The sequence below is a fragment of the Sphingomonas sp. BL2 genome (assembly GCF_056680015.1).
Genome location: NZ_CM155261.1, coordinates 2,266,681 through 2,286,900, shown reverse-complemented (window position 1 = coordinate 2,286,900; position 20,220 = coordinate 2,266,681). Strand labels below are relative to the sequence as shown.

The following is a 20,220-nucleotide window of genomic DNA, read 5'->3' as shown; positions in this document are numbered from 1 at the left end:
AAGGTGACGGAGGGGGAGGACACGGAACAGCGGTCGGCGCTTACCTCCCCCTCCGTCTGGCAAGCGCCAGCCACCTCCCCCTTGCGGGGGAGGATGACAAGATCACACGGCGCTCGTGATCGAGTGCTTCGCCTCGTCGGACAGCGTCCGAGCCAGCGTCTCGAACTGCCCGCCCTGGACACGGATCTCGTTGAACGCAGGCGGGCTGCCGCGCGTCCGCTTCGACAGCGTGCCGGCACCAATCATCCGAATGATTCGCCCGGCCCGCTCGACCGGCACGTCAAACGGGTCGTGGACGTGACCCGACAACACGGCATGCGCGCCGGCCTCGGCCAACGCCGTCAGCGCCTCGTCGCCGTTGCGCGTTTTGGCCGTCCCCGTCGTCCCCCCCTCGATCAGAGGGTGATGCGCACCGATGAGGATCAGGTTACCCTTCGGCACATTCGCGATCATAGCTAGCGCGCGCTTTAGCGAACCGGGGCTCACACGCCCCTTCGACCAATTCCACCGCCACTGCGCCCGAGCGGTCGTCTTGAGCGGCACGACCGTGACACCTGGAAGCTCCAACGGCTTCTCGATCATCTGCTCGACCGCGGCATAACGCTGGTACGGCGCGAACAGCCGCCGGAACGGGTCCCAGTAATAGGGGATGTCGTGATTGCCGACCTCCAGCGTCACCGGCACGCCGAGCGACCGCAGCCAATCGCCACCCCGCTGGAACTCGTCCTTCGTCGCGCGCATCGTCAGATCGCCGGTCATGATGACCGCGTCCGGCTTCTCGTCCGCGACGCGTTCGGAGAACCAGGCGATCGCCGCCGGGTCCTCCGCGCCGAAATGCACGTCGCTGACGTGGAACAGCTTCAATCCAGCACCCCCCATACCCGTCATGTCAGGCGAGTTCGGACAGCTTGGCCGGCTCGTGCATCGGGCAGCCGTTGAACTGGCCACGGAAGTCCGCCGACTGCTTGTACGTGTCCTTGCGCGTGCGGTTCACGCCGCCGAGCGGCTGATGCGCGGTGATGCCGTGCCAGATGCTGTACGACAGTGCGTCGTCGGTACGATCGGTGACGCCCTGTTCCCACGACAACTGCGCCGGCACTTCGAGCGTCGCGACCGTCACGAACGGGCTCTCCGCCTCGTCCCAGACCGCCGAGGCGTCCTCGATCGGCATTTTTTCGAGATCGGTGTTCAGCTGCACGCGGAACTCCCACTTGCCGCCATGCTCGACGAGTTCCTCGCGGACGACTTCGCGCAGTGCATCCGGACGCGCGGTAATGTCGACCAGATCGCCGGTCAGTCGCGTCAGTTCGGGCGATACCGGGAACAGCGCGACCTTCGCGATATAGTCGCCGAAGCGGAACGGCGTCTGCGAATAATAGGTCTCGCCAAGCGGATGGACGGGCTTGGCACCGCCAAGCGTGGTCAGCGTCGCCGACTGGCCGCCGACCGCCTCGAGCGCGGACTCGACGACGCGGAAGGTGGCCGACATTGCCTTCTTCACGCCCTCGAAGCGGTCGGTCGTCTTCGACAGGAGCTTCAGGTTCTTGGCGAAGGCCTTGGGGTCCGCCGCAGAGAAGGCCGGGCCGTTGACCATGATGAAGTCCTGCGTCGTGTCGCCTTCCGACCCCGGCAGGCGCGCGCCGTCGACGTCAAGGATCTTCAACGCAAGACCACGTGGCAGGCTGATGCTGTCGTCGAGGATATCGCCGGCGTTGGTCGAGATGCGGATGATCGCCTCGTGGCGGCCGGGCGTCGCGAAGATGCCCTGCGCGAGTTCGGGCGGAAGATTGTCGGCGATCGTGAACGTACCGCGCGCGATGCCATGGGCCTTGGCATGGACCGAGCGGACCGCGTGGCCGTAGTCCTGCGATGTCGTCTCCAGGATATCCTGGAACGAGTCCTTCATGCCCTGCAAAGTCTCCTGCTCGTCGGGAGCGATCGTTTCGACGGACGGATCGAAACGGACGGGCTGGTTGCTAGGCATGGGTATCTCCTCTTGGTACGCATCGGTAACCCGTTGAACCGGTGGACGTTCCGCTTTCGTTGCAAACCTGGCGCCAGTGCGTGATGAAACTGTTAGAGGAGCCATCATGCACATCCCCACGATCATCGCGCCGTCCGTCGCCATCGTCGGCACGTCCGACCGCTTCCCCGTTCGCCGGATCTTCTGCGTCGGCCAGAACTATGCCGATCACGCCCGCGAGATGGGCTCCGATCCTGATCGCCAGGAGCCGTTCTTCTTCTCCAAGCCCGCCGACGCGGTCGTCGCGAACGGCAGCACGCTGCCCTTCCCGCCCAAGACCGAAGACCTGCATCACGAAGTCGAACTCGTGATCGCGCTCGGCACGGGTGGCAAGGATATCGCGGTCGAGGATGCTGCCGCGACGATCTTCGGCGCTGGCGTCGGCATCGACCTGACGCGGCGCGATCTCCAGGCGGCGGCAAAGAAGGCCGGGCGCCCGTGGGACATGGCGAAGGGCTTCGATCGCTCCGCCCCCGTCGCTGCCATCACGTCGGGGATCCCCGCGACCAAGGGCAGCATCGCGCTCGCTATCGACGGCAAGACGCGCCAGTCCGGCGACCTCTCGATGATGATCTGGAGCGTGCCCGAGATCATCGCGACGCTGTCCACCTTCGTCGAGCTGGCCCCTGGCGATTTGATCTTCACCGGCACCCCCGCCGGCGTCGGCCCGATCCGACGCGGACAGACCGTGCACGCCACGATCGACGGTTTCGAAACGCTTGTGGTGACATTCGCCGACTGATCGTCCACGCTGCCGCCAATACCGATAATAAGCGGGGGTTGGATGACGAACACGATCGACACGGGGACCACCGGGTTCTTGAGCAGGGCGCGAACCGTCGCCGCGCCAGGCTTCAACCGCTGGCTCGTGCCCCCCTGCGCGCTCGCTATCCACCTGTGCATCGGCATGGCGTACGGGTTCAGCGTGTTCTGGTTGCCGCTGTCGCGCGCGATCGGGATCACCGACCCGGTCGCCTGCCCCAACCTTACGCTGCTCAGCGCGCTGACCACCACGACCTGCGACTGGCGAGTCAGCGACCTCGTCTGGACGTACACGTTGTTCTTCGTCGTGCTCGGTGCCGCCGCCGCGATCTGGGGCGGCTGGCTCGAGCGCGCAGGCCCGCGGAAAGCCGGCGTCGTCGCAGCATTCTGCTGGTGCGGCGGCATGGGCATCGCCGCGATCGGGATATCGACGCATCAGCTCTGGCTGATCTGGCTCGGGTCGGGCGTCATCGGCGGGATCGGGCTTGGGCTCGGCTACATCTCGCCCGTCTCGACGCTGATCAAATGGTTTCCCGATCGGCGCGGCATGGCGACCGGGATGGCGATCATGGGCTTTGGCGGCGGCGCGATGATCGGCGGACCGCTCGCCGATTTGCTGATGAAGCATTTCGCTAGCCCGACGGGCGTCGGCGTGTGGCAGACGTTCCTCGTCCTGGCGTGCATCTATTTCGTGTTCATGATGGCCGGCGCGATCGGCTACCGCGTGCCGGCCGAGGGCTGGGCGCCCGCCGGCTGGACCGCGCCGACGAGCGCCAAGGCGTCGATCAGCCGCTTCAACGTCGCGCTGTCGGACGCGCACCGCACGCCGCAATTCTGGCTGGTATGGCTGGTGCTGTTCTTCAACGTCTCCGCCTCGATCGGGATCATCGGCATCGCTTCGCCGATGTTGCAGGAGCTGTTCGGCGGACGCCTGATCGACGCGCCGAGCGTGTTGTTCACGGCGTTCGACGACGACCAGAAGAAAGCGGCGGCGGCAGTCGGCGCAGGGTTCGTCGGTGCGATCAGCCTGTTCAACATCGGCGGGCGGTTCTTCTGGGCGTGGCTGTCCGATCGGATCGGCCGCAAGCCGCTGTTCGCGACGATCCTCGCGGCAGGCGCCGTGCTCTACGGGTTCGCGGCACCGGCACTGGCGGGCACCACCCTGGGCCTGTTCATCCTAGTCTTCTGCATCCTCGCGTCGATGTACGGCGGTGGTTTCGCGACCGCGCCGGCGTATCTCGCCGACCTCTTTGGGACCAAATATGTCGGTGCGATCCACGGACGATTGCTGACCGCCTGGTCGACAGCCGGCGTGGTCGGGCCGTTGCTCGTCGCCAACATGCGTGACCGCGCGATCGCGGCGGGTGTACCCCGCAGCGATATCTATCCGCCGATCTTCCTCGTGCTGGCGGCGATGCTCGTCGCCGGGTTCGTCGCGAACCTGTTCGTCCGGCCGGTCGCGGCGAAGTTCCACATGGCGGCGGACGACGGTCCCATCGCGGTCGACACGGTGGCCGGCGGTACGGCTGCTGCGACAACCGGCACCTCGCCGATCGTCGTCTTTGCGTGGCTCGCGGTCGGGCTGCCGATCCTCTGGGGGATCTACATGACGCTGTCGAAGGCGTTGATCCTGCTCAAATAGAACGCAACCTATCCGCGCCGGCATGGGTTGCCCCTGTTCATTCGACACAGGAGCACCCCATGGCCGACCGGCTCACGATGCAGGATCCGCGCACGCAATATCCGCAGCCCCCCTTCCCGCAACAGCCGCAGGAAGCCCCGGGGATCGCGTCGAAGATGGATCCGAAGCCCGATCACGGCGAGACGAGCTACAAGGGCTCGGGTAAGCTGGCGGGGCGCAAGGCGCTCATCACCGGCGGCGACAGCGGCATCGGCCGTGCCGCGGCGATCGCCTATGCCCGCGAAGGCGGCGACGTCGCGATCGTCTATCTCCCTGCCGAGGAGTCGGATGCGAAGGAAGTCGTCGCGCTGATCGAGGCCGAGGGGCGCCAGGCCCTCGCGCTGCCGGGCGACGTGAAGGACGAGTCGTTCTGCCGCGCCGCTGTCCAGCAGACGGTCGATGCGTTCGGCGGCCTCGACGTGCTGGTCGTCAACGCCGGGCGCCAGCAGACGCGGCCGACCGTGGCCGACATCTCGACCGACGATTTCGACCAGACGATGAAGACCAACGTCTATGCCTTGCACTGGTTCGTGCAGGCCGCCGTACCGCACCTCCCCGTCGGCGCGGCGGTGATCACGACCGCGTCGGTGCAGGGCTATGACCCGTCGGACAATCTGCTCGACTATGCGACCACCAAGGCGGCGATCGTCGCCTACACCAAGGGGCTCGCCAAGCAGCTGATCGAGAAGGGCATCCGCGCCAACGTCGTCGCGCCGGGCCCATTCTGGACGGTGCTTCAGCCCAGCGGCGGCCAACCACAGGAAACGCTCGAGACGTTTGGATCGAAGAGCCATTTCGGGCGTCCCGGCCAGCCGGTGGAGATCGCCCCGGTCTACGTGCTGCTAGCCTCGCAGGAGGGCAGCTACATCACGGGTGAAGTCTACGGCGTCACCGGCGGCGCAGGGGTGGCCTGACCCCCTAATCCTCCCCCGCCAGGGGGAGGTGGCTGGCCCTTGCCAGACGGAGGGGGAGGTAAGGATCACCGTCGTTGCGCGTTCCTCCCCCTCCGACACCTTCGGTGCCACCTCCCCCTGGCGGGGGAGGATAGCCAAGAGGCCAACCAAACGCCGCTATTGCACATCGTTATCAAATCTGTACCTGTGCGCTGGTGACCGCTCAGCAGATCATACCCCTCGTAAAAACCGCTCCCCGCGCATGACCCGCGGCACGATCAAGACCTGGTATCTCGTCCACAAATGGACGAGCCTGATCTGCACCGCGTTCCTGCTGATGCTCTGCGTGACCGGCTTGCCGCTGATCTTCGACGAGGAAATCGACGGCTGGCTGGACCCGCCCGCTCCGATGGCCACGCTTCCGGCAAACACGCCGTCGCTGTCGCTCGACGCCATTCTCGGCCGTGCTGCAAAGGCCGCTCCCGGCGAAATTCCGCTTTACGTCAGCTTCGATGACGAGCGCCCGATCGTCTACGTGACGACCGGCCCGACGCCCGACGCCGCACCCGCAGCGATGCATTTCCTCGCGTTCGACGCGCGCACTGGTACGAAGATGCCGCCCTATGTTCCCGGCGTGATGGCGTTCATCCTGAAGCTCCACACCGACATGTTCCTCGGCTTCTGGGCGGAAATCTTCCTGGGCGTGATGGGCCTGCTTTTCTTCGCGGCGATCGTCTCGGGCGTTGTGCTCTACGCGCCGTTCATGGCCAAGCTCGACTTCGGCACATTACGTCGTGGCCGCAGCAAGCGGCTCGGCTGGCTCGATCGCCATAATCTGCTCGGCATCGTCACGCTCGCCTGGGCGAGCGTCGTCGGCGTGACGGGCACGATCAACACCTTCGTCGTGCCGATCACCGGTATCTGGAAGGCGAACGGCCTCGCCGAGATCATCGCCAGCGAAGCGCGCACGCCATTGCCCGCACAGCGTGCCTCGGTCCAGGCCGCGCTCGACGTGGTGCAGCGTAAGGCACCCGAGATGAAGCCGCAGTTCATCGCCTTCCCCGGCGTCGTCTTCAGCAGCCACCACCACTACGCCGTCTTCCTGAAGGGCGCGACGCCGCTGACATCGAAGATTTTGCTGCCCGGCTTCGTCGATGCCGCGACCGGACGGCTCGACGCGGTCGTTCCGATGCCCTGGTACATGCAGGCGATGCTGCTCGCACAGCCGCTGCATTTCGGAAATTACGGCGGCCTCGCGATGAAGATCATCTGGGCGCTCTTCGACATTTTGACGATCATCGTGCTCGGCAGCGGGCTGTATCTTTGGCTGCGTCGTCGCGGCGGTCCTAGCGACCAGCGCGTCCGCGAAGTCGTGATGGCGGGAGAAATCGCATGACCCACAAGACCAACGGCCAGATCTTCGCACTGCCGATCCTGCTCGGCGTGTCGACCGTCGCGGGGCTCGGCGCGGGCCTGATCGGCGACGGCGTCTGGGATGTCGGCGCCGGCCTGCTGCTCGCGCTGCCGCTCGTCGTGACCGGCCGCTATTGGGTCCGCCCGCCCGAACCGGTGCTGCGCCGCCAACAGCTTAGGACTGCACCGATACGGCGATAACGCGGAACCGGCATGATACCGGCTCCGCGCTAGTGTTGTGACCGTCAGGCGGACGGCATCAGGTCGCCGGGGTCGCCTGCCGGGTCGGTGCGGTCGTCGGCGCCCCGACCGGAGGAGCAACGGGTGCGGGCGCAACTGCACCGTTAGCCATTGGCGGCGGCGGGGGCGCCATACCCGCCGGCGGCGGCGGAGGAGCACCCGGACCGCCGGGAGCACCGGGACCTTCCGGCCCACCCGGACCGCCCGGACCTCCCGGGCCACCAGGGCCATCACGCCCCGGACCGTCGCGTCCCGGGCCACCAGGACCATGCGGGCCACGCGGCGGGCCGCCGACCGGGCCCAGCGCCGTTACCTTGCCGCCGGGCGCGACCAGGAAGGAGGCGTGGACGAAGCCATCTTCGAACCGACCCTGGATCGTCACGGGCTGACCGGCCGCGACCAGGTTGCTGCCATCGCCTTCCCGACCGAGATCGACCAGCGCGCGACCGGTGCGGTCGGCCATCACGAACTTGTTGCCGTAGGTCTCCGCGACGGTGCCGCGGATCGTGACGATGCCGTCGGACTGGAGCGAACGGATCGCGGTTGGCGTGGCGGGCGCCATCGTCACGCTCGGGCGCGTGGCGGCGACGGTGACGGCACCGGCTGCACCGCCGACCACCAGCAGACCGGCCGCGGCGATCGCAAGGCGGTTGCGGCGGAGATTGAAGCGCTTGTTCGGCGCAATATGGGAATGTTCGGTCACGTGCGTCGTTCCTCTCATTGGTTGACGAATCACCGTCTAGGCCCGCGCTGCCGACGCCCGCTGAACCAACCCGTTCAGTTTCCGTTGGGCTCTCAGGCATAGGGAAACGGGCATGCGGGTATTATTGGTCGAGGACGATGCGGCGATCGCCGACGGGCTGGCGCGGGCGTTGCGCGCGGAGCATTTCGCGGTCGACGTCGCGAGCAACGGCGAGGATGGCGGGCACCTTGGTGCTACCGAATTGTATGACGCAGCGGTTCTGGATCTCGGCCTGCCCAAGCGCGACGGCCTGTCGGTGCTGCGCGACTGGCGCGCCGCGGGACGCGACCTGCCGGTGCTGATCCTCACCGCGCGCGACGGCTGGTCGGAAAAGGTCGAGGGCTTCAAGGCTGGCGCCGACGATTATGTCGTAAAGCCGTTCCGGGTCGAGGAGGTCGTGATGCGGTTGCGCGCGCTGGTTCGCCGCGCGGCTGGCCATGCGGCGGCGCGAGTCACGTGCGGGCCGCTGACGTTCGACGCGCAACTCGGTACGTTCGAGTTGAACGGCTTGCCGCTGAAACTCACCGCGTTCGAATGGCGGGTGCTGTCCGCGCTGATGCTCCGCCGTGAAGTCGTCATTGAACGCGCCGACCTGATCGAGCGGGTGTACGAAGGCGACGCGGACGTGGATTCGAACTCGATCGAGGTCATCATCGGCCGGCTTCGGCGGAAGATCGGTGCACAGATGATCGAGACGGTGCGCGGCCGTGGGTATCGGCTGACGGCGGATGGTTCCTGATGAAGGTTATGCAAACCACATCCACCACCCCGGCGAAGGCCGGGGCCCAATTGGGGGACGCAGGTGAAGAGACGCGACCCCTGATTTTCAAAGCCTTCCCAATTGGGCCCCGGCCTTCGCCGGGGTGGGGTTTGGCGGGATCGTTCTGGCGCCAGGCAAATCTGCGATGATCCGATTCCGCATCGTCCCCCGCTCCCTCTTCGGCCGAATGCTAGCGATCGCCGCGCTGTCGACCGGGATCGCGCTGCTGTTCGCGGGCGTGACGATCGGCCACGTCCTCGAACGCTTCGTCACCCGCGGGCTCGACGAGCGGCTCGATGCGCAGGTCGCGGTGCTGGCGCGCGCGGTCCGCCCCGATGCTACGCTCGACCGGATGCGCGCGATCGACCTGCCCGAGTTCGGCGAACCCGGGTCCGACTGGTCATGGCAGGTCGAAGGTCCCGCCGGTCGCTTCGATAGCGGCACGACCCTGCCCCCAACCATTTCAAAGCCAGCCTCAACCATTCCACCGCCGCCGCCCGTTCTACCTCTCAATGAAGAGCGCCCGCTTCCACCCGGCCCCGGCGGGCAAGAAGACCGACCGATCCACCCTGGCGAAGCGCGCGACCGAAGCGGGGAGCGGCTGCACTCGCGCACCATGGACGTCGCCACACCGCGCGGCACGGTGACGATCACAGCGATCGGCCCACGCCGGATCGTCGAGGAGCCGTTGCGCGAGGCAATGATCCCGCTGCTCGGCTCGCTCGCCTTGCTTGGCGCCGGACTCGCGCTGGCGACGCTGGTGCAACTCCGCTTCGGCCTGCGCCCCCTGCGCGATCTCCGCAGCGCGCTCGCTGCGGTCCGCGCCGGCACCGAGCGCCACGTCCCCGCCGATCAGCCCGGCGAACTGCAACCGCTCGTCACCGAACTCAACGCGCTGATCGACCAGAACGCGGCCGGGCTCGCGCACGCTCGTCAGCACGTTGCCAACCTTGCGCACGGGCTGAAGACTCCCCTCGCCGCACTCTCGCTTAAGCTCGCCGAGGCAAACGCCGATGCGGACGTCCGCGACATGGTCGACCAGATCGATCGCCGCGTCCGCCATCACCTCGGTCGCGCTCGCGCCGACGCGACCGGCGGCGCACGCACTCGAACGGCGATCGCCAACGCCGTTGCCGATCTCGTCGGGGTGTTGCGTCGGATCCATGCCGATCGCCCGATGACGGTCGACATCGCGATCCCCGACGACCTTGCCGTCGCAATCGACCCGCAGGATCTCGACGAGATGATCGGCAACCTCCTCGACAACGCCTGGCGTCACGCGCGCGCCGCGGTTTCAATTACTGCGAACCCGATCGACGGCACGGTCACGCTGGAGATCGCCGACGACGGCCAAGGTCTCGACGACACGGCGATGGCACAAGCCGTCCTACCCGGCCGACGCCTCGACGAACGCGGCGACGGACACGGCTTCGGACTGTCGATCACGCGCGAACTCGCCGAACTGAACGGGGGCACGGTGACGCTCGACCGTTCCCCCGTCCTCGGCGGCTTGTTAGTCCGCCTGACGCTACCTCAGCGCGGCTGATTTCACAGTGCGCGGACGACGACCGGCGACGGCGATGCCTTGGCCAGCGTGTTACGCAACGGCAGCGTGAACGGCGCCGCCTCGATCTCGAAAACGTCGCCCTCCCGCGTCGTCACGCCTTCGCTGAATGACAACGTTGCCGTCCCGAAGAAATGAACGTGGACGTCGCCGGGCCGGCGAAACAGGTCGTATTTGAAGTGATGCGCCTCGAGGTTGGCGATCGTGTGCGACATGTTCGCCTCGCCCGAGAGGAACGGCTTTTCCCAAAGCAACGCACCGTCGCGGTGGATGCGGCTCATGCCCTCGACATGATCCGGGATCGCGCCTGTCAGCAATTCCGGACCGAGCGCCGCCTGCCGCAGCTTGGAATGCGCGAGCCAGAGGTAATTGTGCCGCTCGGTCACGTGATCGCTGAACTCGTTGGCAAGACAGAGGCCAAGGCGGAACGGCGTACCGTCCGGGCCGATCAGGTAGATGCCGGCGAGTTCGGGCTCCTCGCCGCCGTCCTGCGCGAAGGCGGGGCTGGTGAGTGCGCCGCCTGGCCCGACGAGACCCGATCCGTCGCCCTTGTAGAACCATTCGGGCTGCTGGCCCGTCTCGCCCGCCGCGGGCTTGCCGCCCGCAACGCCGTCGAGAAACATGCGCATAGAATCTGTCAGCGTTTCCGCCGCGACCGCAGCGCGGTGCATCTTGTCGCGCCCTTCCGCCGAGCCGAGATGCGTCAGCCCAGTGCCGGTCATGATGAGATGTGCGGGATCGCCATGATCGACCGGTGACAGCAGGCGGCCGGCGGCAAGTTCGGCGGCGATGTCGACTGCCGCGCCGGTCCCGCAAGCCCGAACCGCCGTCGCAAGATCGGTGCCCGCTGCGATCGCGCGCGTTGCGAGTTCACGGACGCTGTCCACGCCCGGGACGAGGTTCACGCCTTCGTCGGTAGCGGCGATCACCGACCGCGTGCCGTTCGCTGCGCGATGCTGCAATAGGCGCAAACTGCTCACTTCTACTTCTCCTGCTAACGAGCGAAGGGCATACCCTATTACTCGGACTGATTACAGCCGCTAGCGATGCCGATCGTGCTACTTTCAACCTTGCTCAACTACGCAAGAAATCCCAATTGATCGGTTAATTGTCAGACCACGACGATCTGAAAGTTTTGGCTGATTAGCGCGCCGTTTGCTCCGGCAACGCATTGGTCGTCCGCGATCCCCACACCGCGTAGAACAACACGTAGAGTTCGCACGCCGCGGTCAGCAGGAACGAGTTCTGGAGACCGTAGGTATCTGCAAGCCAGCCCTGGACGATGACCAGCGCGCCGCCTGCGATCGCCATGATGAGCAGGCCCGACCCTTCCTCGGTCAACGGCCCAAGCCCCTTGATCCCGAGCGTAAAGATCGTCGGGAACATGATCGAGTGGAACAGACCGACGGAGATCAGCGCCCACATCGCGACGTGCCCTGTGGTGAAGGTCGCGATAAGCATCACGACGCCGGCACCGATGCTCGCAAATGCCAGCACGCGCTCGGCAGGGATCGTGCGCATCACGACGCTGCCGATCAGCCGGCCGACCATCATCCCGCCCCACAGGATGAACAAGTAATGCGATGCCTGCTCGTGCGTCAGGTTGCCGATGTTCGGCTGGCTGACGAAATTGATGAACAGGTTGGCGACACCAATTTCGGCTATCAGATAAATGAAGATCGCCGGGATGCCGAATACGAGGTTGCGATGCGACCAGAGCGACTGGCCCTTGCGATCCGCCTTCGCCGAACGCTGCGTCGAAGACCCCATCGCCGGCAGCGGGAAGCGCGCGATCACGATCGCCAGCACAACCAGCACGGCCGCGACGATCAGATAGGGCAGCACGACCGATTGCGCGTCGGCAATCCGCTCGGCCTGCGTCAGCACCGCGGTTGAACCGGCAGCGGCCGTGCCGGAGGTCGAACGACCCAGGATCAAGTAGCCACCGAAAAGCGGCGCGAGTGTCGCACCCGCCGAATTGAACGCCTGCACTAGGTTCAGCCGCGACGACGCAGTCTCGGGCGGACCGACGACGGCGACGTAGGGATTCGCCGCAACCTGCAGCAGCGTGATGCCACTCGCGATCACGAACAGCGCGACCAGCGTGACGCCGTAGGAGGGCAGCCGCGCGGCGGGCACCATCATCAGCGCACCGACCGCCATCAGGCCGAGCCCGAACACCATCGCGCGCTGATAGCCGACCCGCTCGATCAGCTTGGCCGACGGGATCGAGGCGAAGAAATAGGCGATGAACCAGACGCTCTCGATCAGCGTGGTCTGCGTGTAGCTCAGGTCGAACACGCTTCGCAGGTGCGGCAGCAGCGTGTTGTTGATGACCGTGATGAAGCCCCACATGAAGAACAGGCTGGCAAGCAACGTGAGCGCGGATCGATAGCTCGGCGCGCCTCCCGCGGCATTTACCGCTCCAGCGTCAACGGGCTTTTGCGTCTGTATCGGCATCGCCATAGTCGTTTCATCCTCCGTGCCCTGTCGGTGACTGCAACAGTCTTTTCCCGCAAGGCTTGCCCAGAAATATATTGTCCGACTATATAGCCACACAAGGCGCGTCAACGGCGTCGGACGAATAAGGACGGGAACCGGAATGCGCGCAATCACAAAGTCGGGGATCATCGTGGCAACCTTGCTGGCAGCGCTTTCGGCGCACGCAGCCGACGCGGCAGAGGCAAAGCGCACGCCTGCCGGTACGCTCAAGGACGGTACCGCGATCGAGGCCGTGACGCTCAGCAACGCGCATGGCGTCTCCGCGCGCATCCTGTCGTACGGCGCGACGCTGCAATCGCTGATGGGCCCGGACCGCAACGGCAAGATCGCCGACGTGATGCTCGGCTATGACGATCTCGCCTCCTACGTCGATCATCCCAATTTCTTCGGCGTGACGGTCGGCCGTTTCGCCAATCGCATTGCCGGTGGCCGCTTCACGCTGGACGGCAAGGCGTACCAGTTGCCGCTCAACGACAAGGTCAATTCGCTGCACGGCGGCGGCAAGGGCTTCGACAAGGTCGCCTGGAAGATCGTCTCGGCGACGAACGGCCCGACCGCGACGCTCGTGCTGGGCTACCGCAGCCCGGACGGTGATTCCGGCTATCCCGGCAACCTGGACGTCACCGTCACCTATACGCTCGACGAAGCCGGCAATCTCGGCATCGCGTATGACGCGAAGACCGACAAGCCGACGATCGTCAACATGACCAATCACGGCATCTTCGATCTCGGCGGTGAGGGCTCGGCGATGGGCGCGTACGGCCACCGGCTGACGATCCCCGCCAAGGCGATCACGCCGGTCGACGACAAGCTGATCCCGACCGGCGCGCTGCAGCCCGTCGCCAGCACGGTGTTCGACTTCCGCAACGGCCGCATCGTCGGCGAGGGCATCCGCGATGGTCGCGACCAGCAGATCCGCTACGGCCATGGCTATGACCACAATTTCGCGCTCGACAAGGGTCTGACCGCCAAGCCCGAACTGGCCGCGCGGCTGGAGGATCCTGTCTCGGGCCGCGTGCTCGAAGTCCTGACGACCGAGCCCGGTGTGCAGTTCTATACGGGCAATTTCCTGGACGGCACGTTCATCGGCAAGAAGGGCCATCTGTACCGGATGGGCGACGGCATCGCGCTCGAACCGCAGAAATTCCCCGATGCGCCGAACAAGCCGAACTTCGTCTCCGCACGCGTCGATCCGGGCAAGCCGTATCATCACGCGATGATCTACCGCCTTTCCGTCGCCCGCTGATATTCGATCTCCAGAAAGCTCCTCATGACCGACATGCCTAAGCTCCGCTCGCGCGCGTGGTTCGACAACCCCGAGAATATCGACATGACCGCGCTCTATCTGGAGCGCTATCTGAACTTCGGGCTGAGCCTCGAGGAACTGCGCTCGGGCAAGCCGATCATCGGCATCGCGCAGACCGGCAGCGACCTGAGCCCCTGCAACCGCCATCACCTCGTGCTCGCCGAACGGTTGCGCGAAGGTATTCGGGAAGCGGGCGGCATCGCGCTCGAATTTCCAGTCCACCCGATCCAGGAGACCGGCAAGCGGCCGACCGCGGGGCTCGATCGCAACCTCGCCTATCTGGCGCTGGTTGAGGTGTTATACGGCTATCCGCTCGACGGCGTCGTGCTGACGATCGGCTGTGACAAGACCACGCCGGCGTGCCTGATGGCGGCGGCAACCGTGAACATCCCCGCCATCGCGCTCTCCGTGGGGCCGATGCTCAACGGCTGGCACAAGGGCGAGCGGACCGGCTCGGGGACGATCGTGTGGAAGGCACGCGAGCTGCTCGCGACCGGCGCGATCGACGACGAGGGCTTCATCAAACTCGTCGCGTCGTCGGCGCCGTCGACCGGCTATTGCAACACGATGGGTACCGCGACGACGATGAACAGCCTCGCCGAGGCGCTCGGCATGCAGCTGCCCGGTTCGGCCGCGATACCCGCGCCGTACCGTGATCGCCAGGAGGTCGCGTACAAGACCGGCAAGCGGATCGTCGACATGGTTTCGGAAGACCTGAAGCCGTCGGACATCCTGACCAAGGAGGCGTTCCACAACGCGATCGTCGTCAATTCGGCGATCGGCGGGTCGACCAACGCGCCGATCCACCTCGCCGCGATCGCGCGCCACATCGGCGTCGACCTGCCGATCGACGACTGGCAAACGCACGGCCACAAGGTGCCGCTGATGGTCAATCTTCAGCCCGCCGGCGAGTATCTGGGCGAGGATTATTACCATGCGGGCGGCGTGCCTGCGGTGGTTGCCGAGTTGATGAAGCAGGGCCTGATCCACGAAGACGCGATGACCGCGAACGGCAAGTCGATCGGCGACAATTGCCGCAATGCGACGATCGAGGACGAGCGCGTCATCCGCCCGTTCGCCACGCCGTTGCTGGAGGATGCCGGGTTCATCGTGTTGCGCGGCAATCTGTTCGACTCGGCGATCATGAAGACCAGCGTGATTTCGCCGGAGTTCCGCGCGCGCTATCTGTCCAACCCGGACGATCTCGAGGCGTTCGAGGGCCCCGCGGTCGTGTTCGACGGCCCGGAGGATTATCACCACCGGATCGACGATCCGTCGCTCGGGATCACCACCGACACGTTGTTGTTCATGCGCGGCGCGGGGCCGATCGGTTATCCGGGTGCGGCCGAGGTGGTGAACATGCGGCCGCCGGCGTATCTGATCCGCGAGGGCGTCCACGCCCTCCCCTGCATCGGCGATGGTCGCCAGTCGGGGACGTCGGGGTCGCCTTCGATCCTCAACGCCTCGCCCGAGGCGGCGGCGATGGGTGGGCTTGCGTTGATCCGGACCGGTGATCGTGTCCGCATCGATCTCGCCAAGGGCAGCGCCAACGTGCTGATCTCAGACGAGGATCTCGCCGAGCGCCGCCGTGCGCTGACCGAGGCGGGCGGCTATGCCTATCCGCGTTCGCAGACGCCTTGGCAGGAAATCCAGCGCGCCACTGTCGGCCAGATGGAAACCGGTGCGATCCTCGAAGGCGCCGAGAAGTATCAACGCATCGCGCAGACGATGGGCCTACCGCGCGACAATCACTGAGGCGGACTTGCGCGCCGCTCGATCAGGGCGGTGCGCAGGCATTGGCAGACGATCTCGTCGCGCTGGTTGATCAGGCGGTGCGTGAAGGTGACGATGCCCGCGTTGGGGCGCGACTTGCTTGGTTTCAGCTCGGTCACCTCGGTCTCGCAGCGCATCGTGTCGCCGATGAACACGGGCTTCGGGTGTACCAGCTTATCGTAGCCGAGATTGGCGACAAGCGTGCCGAGCGTCGTCTCGCCGACCGACAGTCCGACCATCAGCGCGAAGGTGAAGGTGCCGTTGACGAGGATCCGGCCGAACTCGCTCGCCTTGGCCGCCTCGATATCGAGGTGGAGCGGCTGCGGGTTGTGCGTCATTGTCGAAAACAGGAGGTTGTCCGTCTCGGTCACCGTGCGGCGGATCTCGTGTTCGATCCGGTCGCCGATGCTCCAGTCGTCGAAATAGCGGCCGGCCATCAGTTATCCTTCTCGATGCGGACGAGCATGGTGCCCTCGGTCACCTGCCCGCCCTCGATTGCGTTCAGGTCCGCGACGATGCCGTCGAACGGCGCGGTCAGGGAGTGCTCCATCTTCATCGCCTCGAGCGTGACGAGCTTCTGGCCCTTGGTAACGGTGTCGCCGGCCGAAACGTCGACCGCGATGATCCGGCCGGGCATCGGCGACAGGATCGCCCCGTCCGCCGCTCCGCCCGCAGCGACACCCGACGCACGCCAAGGCTTGAGCTGCCAGGTCTGGCCGGCTTCGGAGATCAGGACGTCTTCGAACGCCGACGTAGTTCCGGCCTGTCCGTCAAGATCGACCTCGACCGGTTCGCCGTCCAGCAGGAATGTCGCGCTGCGGCGGGGCGCGGCATTGAGACGGAAGCCGGCGATCGGATCGGTGGAGACGAGCGCGCCCGCGGCTTCGCTCAACGCCTCTTCAGTCGGGTGCGTCGGCGGCATGAGCGCGTCGCCTTCGCGAGCGATCAGCCCGGTGTCGAGCGTGCCCGCCACGAAGTTGGGATGGTCGAGCGCCTCGACGAGGAACCCCGCGTTGGAGCGAACCGGCCAGACGACCGCGCCGTCGAGCGCATACGCCAGGGCTTCGCGCGCGGTCTCGCGGTCTTCACCCCAGGCGATCACCTTGGCGATCATCGGGTCGTAGAAGGGCGAGATTTCAGCGCCCTGCTCTACCCCGGTATCGACGCGGGCGGTGGTACCGAGATCGAAGCGTTCGAGCGTTCCGATCGACGGGAGGAATCCCTTAGCGGGATCCTCCGCATAGAGCCGCGCCTCCATCGCCCAGCCGTCGATCGCCAGTTCGTCCTGACGCTTGGGCAAGGGCTCGCCGGACGCGACGCGGAGTTGCCATTCGACGAGGTCCTGGCCGGTGATCTCTTCGGTCACCGGATGCTCGACCTGCAACCGCGTGTTCATCTCCATGAACCAGATGCGGTCTGCGCGAAGGCCTTCGCTGGCGTCGGCGATGAATTCGATGGTGCCGGCGCCGACGTAATCGACTGCCTTGGCGGCCTTGACCGCGGCGGCGCAGATCGCTTCGCGGGTGGTGGCGTCCATGCCGGGTGCTGGGGCTTCCTCGATCACCTTCTGGTGGCGGCGCTGGAGCGAGCAGTCGCGTTCGAACAGGTGGACGACGTTGCCGTGGCTGTCGCCGAAAACCTGCACCTCGATGTGGCGCGGCGAGAGGATGTATTTCTCGATCAGCACGGCAGTGTTGCCGAACGAGGACGCCGCCTCGCGCTGGCACGAGACGAGCGCGTCGGCGAACTCCGCGGCCGTATCGACGCGGCGCATGCCCTTGCCGCCGCCGCCGGCGACCGCCTTGATGAGGACGGGGTAGCCGATCGCGTCGGCCTCTGCCTTCAGACGGTCGGGCGACTGGTCCTCACCGAGATAGCCCGGCGTAACAGGCACGCCCGCGGCGATCATGCGCTGTTTCGCGGCGTCCTTCAGGCCCATCGCGCGGATGCTGTCGGGGTTGGGGCCGACCCAGATCAGTCCGGCGTCGAGCACGGCCTGGGCGAAATCGGCGTTCTCCGACAGGAAGCCGTAGCCGGGGTGGATCGCCTCCGCGCCGGTGTCGAGCGCGGCGGCGATGATGCGGTCGCCGACGAGGTAGCTTTCGCGCGCCGGGGAAGCGCCGATGTGCACGGCTTCGTCGGCCTGGCGGACGTGGAGCGCGTTCGCGTCGGCGTCCGAATAGACCGCGATCGTGCGGATGCCGAGCGCCCTTGCAGTGCGGATGATGCGGCAGGCGATCTCGCCGCGATTGGCGATCAGGAGGGACTCGATCATCGGTTCAGCCGAGTGAAGTATAGAAAGTGTAGACGCCCACGCAATGTGCACTTCGCGTTCGAAACGGCGGCGCGGGGTCGGGTTTCGGCGGACGGAATCGGCTGTTTCAGCATGGCGATCCCGGCATAAGCCGATGCGGGCGGTGTAGGACAGGCCATGTCAGTTCGCGCAGCCAGTGGTGCGCTTCGACCAGGTGAGGTTGGCGATCTTCCAGCGGCCGGCTTCGCGGACCATGTCGAAATGGTCGGTGCCGCAATGCGACACCTTGCCGTCGATGGTGAAGACATAGGGCGACCAGACCATCGCGATGTCGCCGTCGATGTCGACCGCGGGATCGGTGAGGCGTTCGGCGTAGCGCTCGGAGCCTGGCTTGATCGATGCGGCGAACTCGGGCCAGCTGGTGCGGCGGATCGAGCGCGTGCCGTCTGGCTTTTCCTCGGCGACGGTGGCGCTGCCTTCGGGACGGACCTGGGCGAGGATCGCCTGCCCGTCGCGGGCGGCGAGCGCGGCGAAGAGCGCATCGATCGGGACCATGACGCCGGCCTCTTCGGTCATGGCCGCGGGCGGCAGGCCAGTGCCTTTGACGATCGGCTGGACCGGGGTGATCTGACCGGCGGCGAGGAGAAGTGACAGCAGGATCATCGGGTTACATCCTGAACACGCCGAACGCGGGGCGTTCGGGGATGGGAGCGTTGAGCGTCGCGGCAAAGGCCAGGCCCAGCACGTCGCGGGTCTGGGCGGGATCGATGATGCCGTCGTCCCAGAGGCGCGCGGTGGCGTACCAGGGGTTGCCCTCGTCCTCGTATTTCTGCCGGACGGGTGCCTTGAAGGCTTCGGTCTGCTCGGGCGTCCAGCCGTCCGCGTCGCGGTGGACGGTGGCGAGGACCGAGGCGGCCTGTTCGCCGCCCATCACGCTGATCCGGCTGTTGGGCCAGGTGAACAGGAAGCGGGGGGAATAGGCGCGGCCGCACATGCCGTAATTCCCCGCGCCGAAGCTGCCGCCGATCAGCACGGTGATCTTCGGGACGGTCGCGGTGGCCACGGCGGTGACGAGCTTTGCGCCGTGCTTGGCGATACCCTCCGCCTCGTATTTGCCGCCGACCATGAAGCCGGAGATGTTCTGGAGGAACAGCAGCGGGATACGGCGCTGGCAGGCGAGCTCGATGAAGTGCGCGCCTTTCTGTGCGCTTTCGCTGAACAGCACGCCGTTGTTGGCGAGGATCGCGACCGGGATGCCCCAGATATGCGCGAACCCGCAAACGAGCGAGGTGCCGTAGAGCGCCTTGAACTCGTGGAACTCGCTGCCGTCGACGAGACGCGCGATGACTTCGTGGACGTCGTAGGGCGCGCGGACGTCGCTCGGGACTATGCCGTACAGTTCTTCGGGGGCGAACTTCGGGGGCCTGGGCTGCTGGAGGTTCACCGCGGTCTGCGCCTGCGGTTGCAGCGTCGAGACGATGTCGCGGACGATCGTCAGCGCGTGCTCGTCGTTCTCGGCGACGTGATCGACCACGCCCGAGCGGCGGCCGTGCGTGTCGGCGCCGCCCAGTTCCTCGGCCGAGATGACCTCACCGGTCGCGGCCTTTACGAGGGGCGGGCCGGCGAGGAAGATCGTCCCCTGCCCGCGGACGATGATCGTCTCGTCGGACATTGCGGGGACGTACGCGCCGCCCGCGGTGCAACTCCCCATGACGCAGGCGATCTGCGGGATGCCGAGCGCGGACATCTGCGCCTGATTGAAGAAGATGCGGCCGAAGTGATCGCGGTCGGGGAAGACCTCCGCCTGGTGCGGCAGGTTCGCGCCGCCGCTGTCGACGAGGTAGATGCAGGGGAGGCGATTCTCCTGCGCGATTTCCTGCGCACGGAGGTGTTTCTTGACGGTGAGCGGGTAGTAGGTGCCGCCCTTCACGGTCGCGTCGTTGCAGACGATCATGCACTGGCGGCCGGACACGCGGCCGATGCCGATGATCAGGCCGGCGCCGGGGACTTCGTTATCGTAGAGGCCATTGGCGACGAGTTGGCCGATTTCGAGGAACGGCGAGCCGGGGTCGAGGAGGCGTTCGACGCGATCGCGCGGGAGGAGTTTGCCGCGCGAGGTGTGGCGCTCGCGGGACTTGGCGTTGCCGCCTAGCGCTGTGCGGGCGACGTCCTCGCGAAGGGTTTCGGCCAGGGCGCGGTTGTGGGTGGCGTTCGCGCGGAAGGTTTCGCTGTCGGGGGACAGCGCGGAGGTGAGGACGGGGGCGGTCATGCCAATCCTCCCCGGCACGGGGAGGGGGACCGTTCGTC

Annotated in this window: 18 protein-coding genes; 9 read left to right on the top strand and 9 right to left on the bottom strand. The window is 66.4% G+C overall.

The window, feature by feature from the left end; all coding sequences use genetic code 11:
- Window positions 1-102: 102 nt before the first annotated feature.
- Together AC1ME3_RS10695 and AC1ME3_RS10690 are read right to left on the bottom strand one after the other, a co-directional pair.
- Window positions 103-888: a metallophosphoesterase family protein gene (locus AC1ME3_RS10695; RefSeq protein WP_480953124.1), complete on the bottom strand. Its 786-nt coding sequence runs from the start codon at window positions 886-888 to the stop codon at window positions 103-105.
- A gap of 1 nt (window position 889) precedes the next feature.
- Complete coding sequence (locus tag AC1ME3_RS10690; protein WP_480953123.1) at window positions 890-1,984, bottom strand: catalase family protein; 1,095 nt, start codon at window positions 1,982-1,984, stop codon at window positions 890-892.
- Window positions 1,985-2,090: 106 nt separating this feature from the next.
- On the opposite strand from AC1ME3_RS10690, the gene AC1ME3_RS10685 reads away from it, so the two are divergent.
- From AC1ME3_RS10685 to AC1ME3_RS10665, 5 genes are all read left to right on the top strand, one after another.
- Complete coding sequence (locus AC1ME3_RS10685; RefSeq protein ID WP_480953122.1) at window positions 2,091-2,765, top strand: fumarylacetoacetate hydrolase family protein; 675 nt, start codon at window positions 2,091-2,093, stop codon at window positions 2,763-2,765.
- Between the two features lie 42 nt (window positions 2,766-2,807).
- On the top strand, window positions 2,808-4,427 hold the full coding sequence (locus AC1ME3_RS10680) for an OFA family MFS transporter (protein ID WP_480953121.1): 1,620 nt from the start codon (window positions 2,808-2,810) through the stop codon (window positions 4,425-4,427).
- A gap of 59 nt (window positions 4,428-4,486) precedes the next feature.
- A complete protein-coding gene (locus AC1ME3_RS10675; RefSeq protein ID WP_480953120.1) occupies window positions 4,487-5,380 on the top strand; it encodes an SDR family oxidoreductase in 894 nt (297 codons plus the stop codon).
- A gap of 241 nt (window positions 5,381-5,621) precedes the next feature.
- On the top strand, window positions 5,622-6,755 hold the full coding sequence (locus AC1ME3_RS10670; RefSeq protein WP_480953119.1) for a PepSY-associated TM helix domain-containing protein: 1,134 nt from the start codon (window positions 5,622-5,624) through the stop codon (window positions 6,753-6,755).
- Window positions 6,752-6,973: a hypothetical protein gene (locus tag AC1ME3_RS10665; protein ID WP_107961674.1), complete on the top strand. Its 222-nt coding sequence runs from the start codon at window positions 6,752-6,754 to the stop codon at window positions 6,971-6,973. Before AC1ME3_RS10670 ends, AC1ME3_RS10665 begins: the two co-directional genes overlap by 4 nt.
- A gap of 58 nt (window positions 6,974-7,031) precedes the next feature.
- On the opposite strand, the gene AC1ME3_RS10660 is transcribed toward AC1ME3_RS10665, so the two are convergent.
- Entirely contained in the window at window positions 7,032-7,715 is a 684-nt protein-coding gene (locus tag AC1ME3_RS10660; protein WP_480953118.1) for a hypothetical protein, read from the bottom strand.
- 112 nt (window positions 7,716-7,827) lie between these two features.
- Here AC1ME3_RS10660 and AC1ME3_RS10655 point away from each other — a divergent pair, with 112 nt between their 5' ends.
- Window positions 7,828-8,493: a response regulator transcription factor gene (locus tag AC1ME3_RS10655; RefSeq protein WP_480953117.1), complete on the top strand. Its 666-nt coding sequence runs from the start codon at window positions 7,828-7,830 to the stop codon at window positions 8,491-8,493.
- A gap of 166 nt (window positions 8,494-8,659) precedes the next feature.
- Window positions 8,660-10,060: a sensor histidine kinase gene (locus AC1ME3_RS10650; RefSeq protein WP_480953116.1), complete on the top strand. Its 1,401-nt coding sequence runs from the start codon at window positions 8,660-8,662 to the stop codon at window positions 10,058-10,060.
- A gap of 2 nt (window positions 10,061-10,062) precedes the next feature.
- On the opposite strand, the gene araD1 is transcribed toward AC1ME3_RS10650, so the two are convergent.
- Both araD1 and AC1ME3_RS10640 read right to left on the bottom strand, forming a co-directional pair.
- On the bottom strand, window positions 10,063-11,058 hold the full coding sequence (gene araD1, locus AC1ME3_RS10645; protein ID WP_480953115.1) for an AraD1 family protein: 996 nt from the start codon (window positions 11,056-11,058) through the stop codon (window positions 10,063-10,065).
- 163 nt (window positions 11,059-11,221) lie between these two features.
- The gene (locus tag AC1ME3_RS10640; RefSeq protein WP_480953114.1) at window positions 11,222-12,544 is read right to left on the bottom strand and encodes a sugar MFS transporter; all 1,323 of its coding nucleotides are present in this window, start codon (window positions 12,542-12,544) and stop codon (window positions 11,222-11,224) included.
- A gap of 136 nt (window positions 12,545-12,680) precedes the next feature.
- Between AC1ME3_RS10640 and AC1ME3_RS10635 the strand changes: the two genes are divergently transcribed.
- Together AC1ME3_RS10635 and AC1ME3_RS10630 are read left to right on the top strand one after the other, a co-directional pair.
- Window positions 12,681-13,826 (top strand): aldose epimerase family protein, encoded by a 1,146-nt coding sequence (locus tag AC1ME3_RS10635; RefSeq protein ID WP_480953113.1) that lies wholly within the window; start codon window positions 12,681-12,683, stop codon window positions 13,824-13,826.
- A 24-nt stretch (window positions 13,827-13,850) separates the two neighbouring features.
- Window positions 13,851-15,641 carry an IlvD/Edd family dehydratase gene (locus AC1ME3_RS10630; RefSeq protein WP_480953112.1) on the top strand — a complete coding sequence of 597 codons (1,791 nt, stop codon included), beginning with the start codon at window positions 13,851-13,853 and terminating at the stop codon, window positions 15,639-15,641.
- Here AC1ME3_RS10630 and AC1ME3_RS10625 read toward each other — a convergent pair.
- The 4 genes from AC1ME3_RS10625 to AC1ME3_RS10610 all read right to left on the bottom strand — a co-directional run bounded on the left by AC1ME3_RS10625 (window position 15,635) and on the right by AC1ME3_RS10610 (window position 20,182).
- The gene (locus AC1ME3_RS10625) at window positions 15,635-16,096 is read right to left on the bottom strand and encodes a MaoC family dehydratase (protein WP_353441292.1); all 462 of its coding nucleotides are present in this window, start codon (window positions 16,094-16,096) and stop codon (window positions 15,635-15,637) included. The two genes, AC1ME3_RS10630 and AC1ME3_RS10625, sit on opposite strands and share 7 nt — an antisense overlap.
- The gene (locus tag AC1ME3_RS10620) at window positions 16,096-17,934 is read right to left on the bottom strand and encodes an acetyl/propionyl/methylcrotonyl-CoA carboxylase subunit alpha (RefSeq protein ID WP_480953111.1); all 1,839 of its coding nucleotides are present in this window, start codon (window positions 17,932-17,934) and stop codon (window positions 16,096-16,098) included. Before AC1ME3_RS10620 ends, AC1ME3_RS10625 begins: the two co-directional genes overlap by 1 nt.
- Before the next feature lie 159 nt (window positions 17,935-18,093).
- Window positions 18,094-18,576 carry a nuclear transport factor 2 family protein gene (locus AC1ME3_RS10615; protein ID WP_480953110.1) on the bottom strand — a complete coding sequence of 161 codons (483 nt, stop codon included), beginning with the start codon at window positions 18,574-18,576 and terminating at the stop codon, window positions 18,094-18,096.
- 4 nt (window positions 18,577-18,580) lie between these two features.
- Window positions 18,581-20,182 (bottom strand): carboxyl transferase domain-containing protein, encoded by a 1,602-nt coding sequence (locus AC1ME3_RS10610; RefSeq protein ID WP_480953109.1) that lies wholly within the window; start codon window positions 20,180-20,182, stop codon window positions 18,581-18,583.
- Window positions 20,183-20,220: the final 38 nt, after the last annotated feature.

Coding starts and splice junctions, on each gene's coding strand:
- AC1ME3_RS10695 (WP_480953124.1), bottom strand. CDS start 888: ATGACGGGTATGGGGGGTGCTGGATTGAAGCTGTTCCACGTCAGCGAC.
- AC1ME3_RS10690 (WP_480953123.1), bottom strand. CDS start 1,984: ATGCCTAGCAACCAGCCCGTCCGTTTCGATCCGTCCGTCGAAACGATC.
- AC1ME3_RS10685 (WP_480953122.1), top strand. CDS start 2,091: ATGCACATCCCCACGATCATCGCGCCGTCCGTCGCCATCGTCGGCACG.
- AC1ME3_RS10680 (WP_480953121.1), top strand. CDS start 2,808: ATGACGAACACGATCGACACGGGGACCACCGGGTTCTTGAGCAGGGCG.
- AC1ME3_RS10675 (WP_480953120.1), top strand. CDS start 4,487: ATGGCCGACCGGCTCACGATGCAGGATCCGCGCACGCAATATCCGCAG.
- AC1ME3_RS10670 (WP_480953119.1), top strand. CDS start 5,622: ATGACCCGCGGCACGATCAAGACCTGGTATCTCGTCCACAAATGGACG.
- AC1ME3_RS10665 (WP_107961674.1), top strand. CDS start 6,752: ATGACCCACAAGACCAACGGCCAGATCTTCGCACTGCCGATCCTGCTC.
- AC1ME3_RS10655 (WP_480953117.1), top strand. CDS start 7,828: ATGCGGGTATTATTGGTCGAGGACGATGCGGCGATCGCCGACGGGCTG.
- AC1ME3_RS10650 (WP_480953116.1), top strand. CDS start 8,660: ATGATCCGATTCCGCATCGTCCCCCGCTCCCTCTTCGGCCGAATGCTA.
- AC1ME3_RS10640 (WP_480953114.1), bottom strand. CDS start 12,544: ATGGCGATGCCGATACAGACGCAAAAGCCCGTTGACGCTGGAGCGGTA.
- AC1ME3_RS10635 (WP_480953113.1), top strand. CDS start 12,681: ATGCGCGCAATCACAAAGTCGGGGATCATCGTGGCAACCTTGCTGGCA.
- AC1ME3_RS10630 (WP_480953112.1), top strand. CDS start 13,851: ATGACCGACATGCCTAAGCTCCGCTCGCGCGCGTGGTTCGACAACCCC.
- AC1ME3_RS10625 (WP_353441292.1), bottom strand. CDS start 16,096: ATGGCCGGCCGCTATTTCGACGACTGGAGCATCGGCGACCGGATCGAA.
- AC1ME3_RS10620 (WP_480953111.1), bottom strand. CDS start 17,934: ATGATCGAGTCCCTCCTGATCGCCAATCGCGGCGAGATCGCCTGCCGC.
- AC1ME3_RS10615 (WP_480953110.1), bottom strand. CDS start 18,576: ATGATCCTGCTGTCACTTCTCCTCGCCGCCGGTCAGATCACCCCGGTC.
- AC1ME3_RS10610 (WP_480953109.1), bottom strand. CDS start 20,182: ATGACCGCCCCCGTCCTCACCTCCGCGCTGTCCCCCGACAGCGAAACC.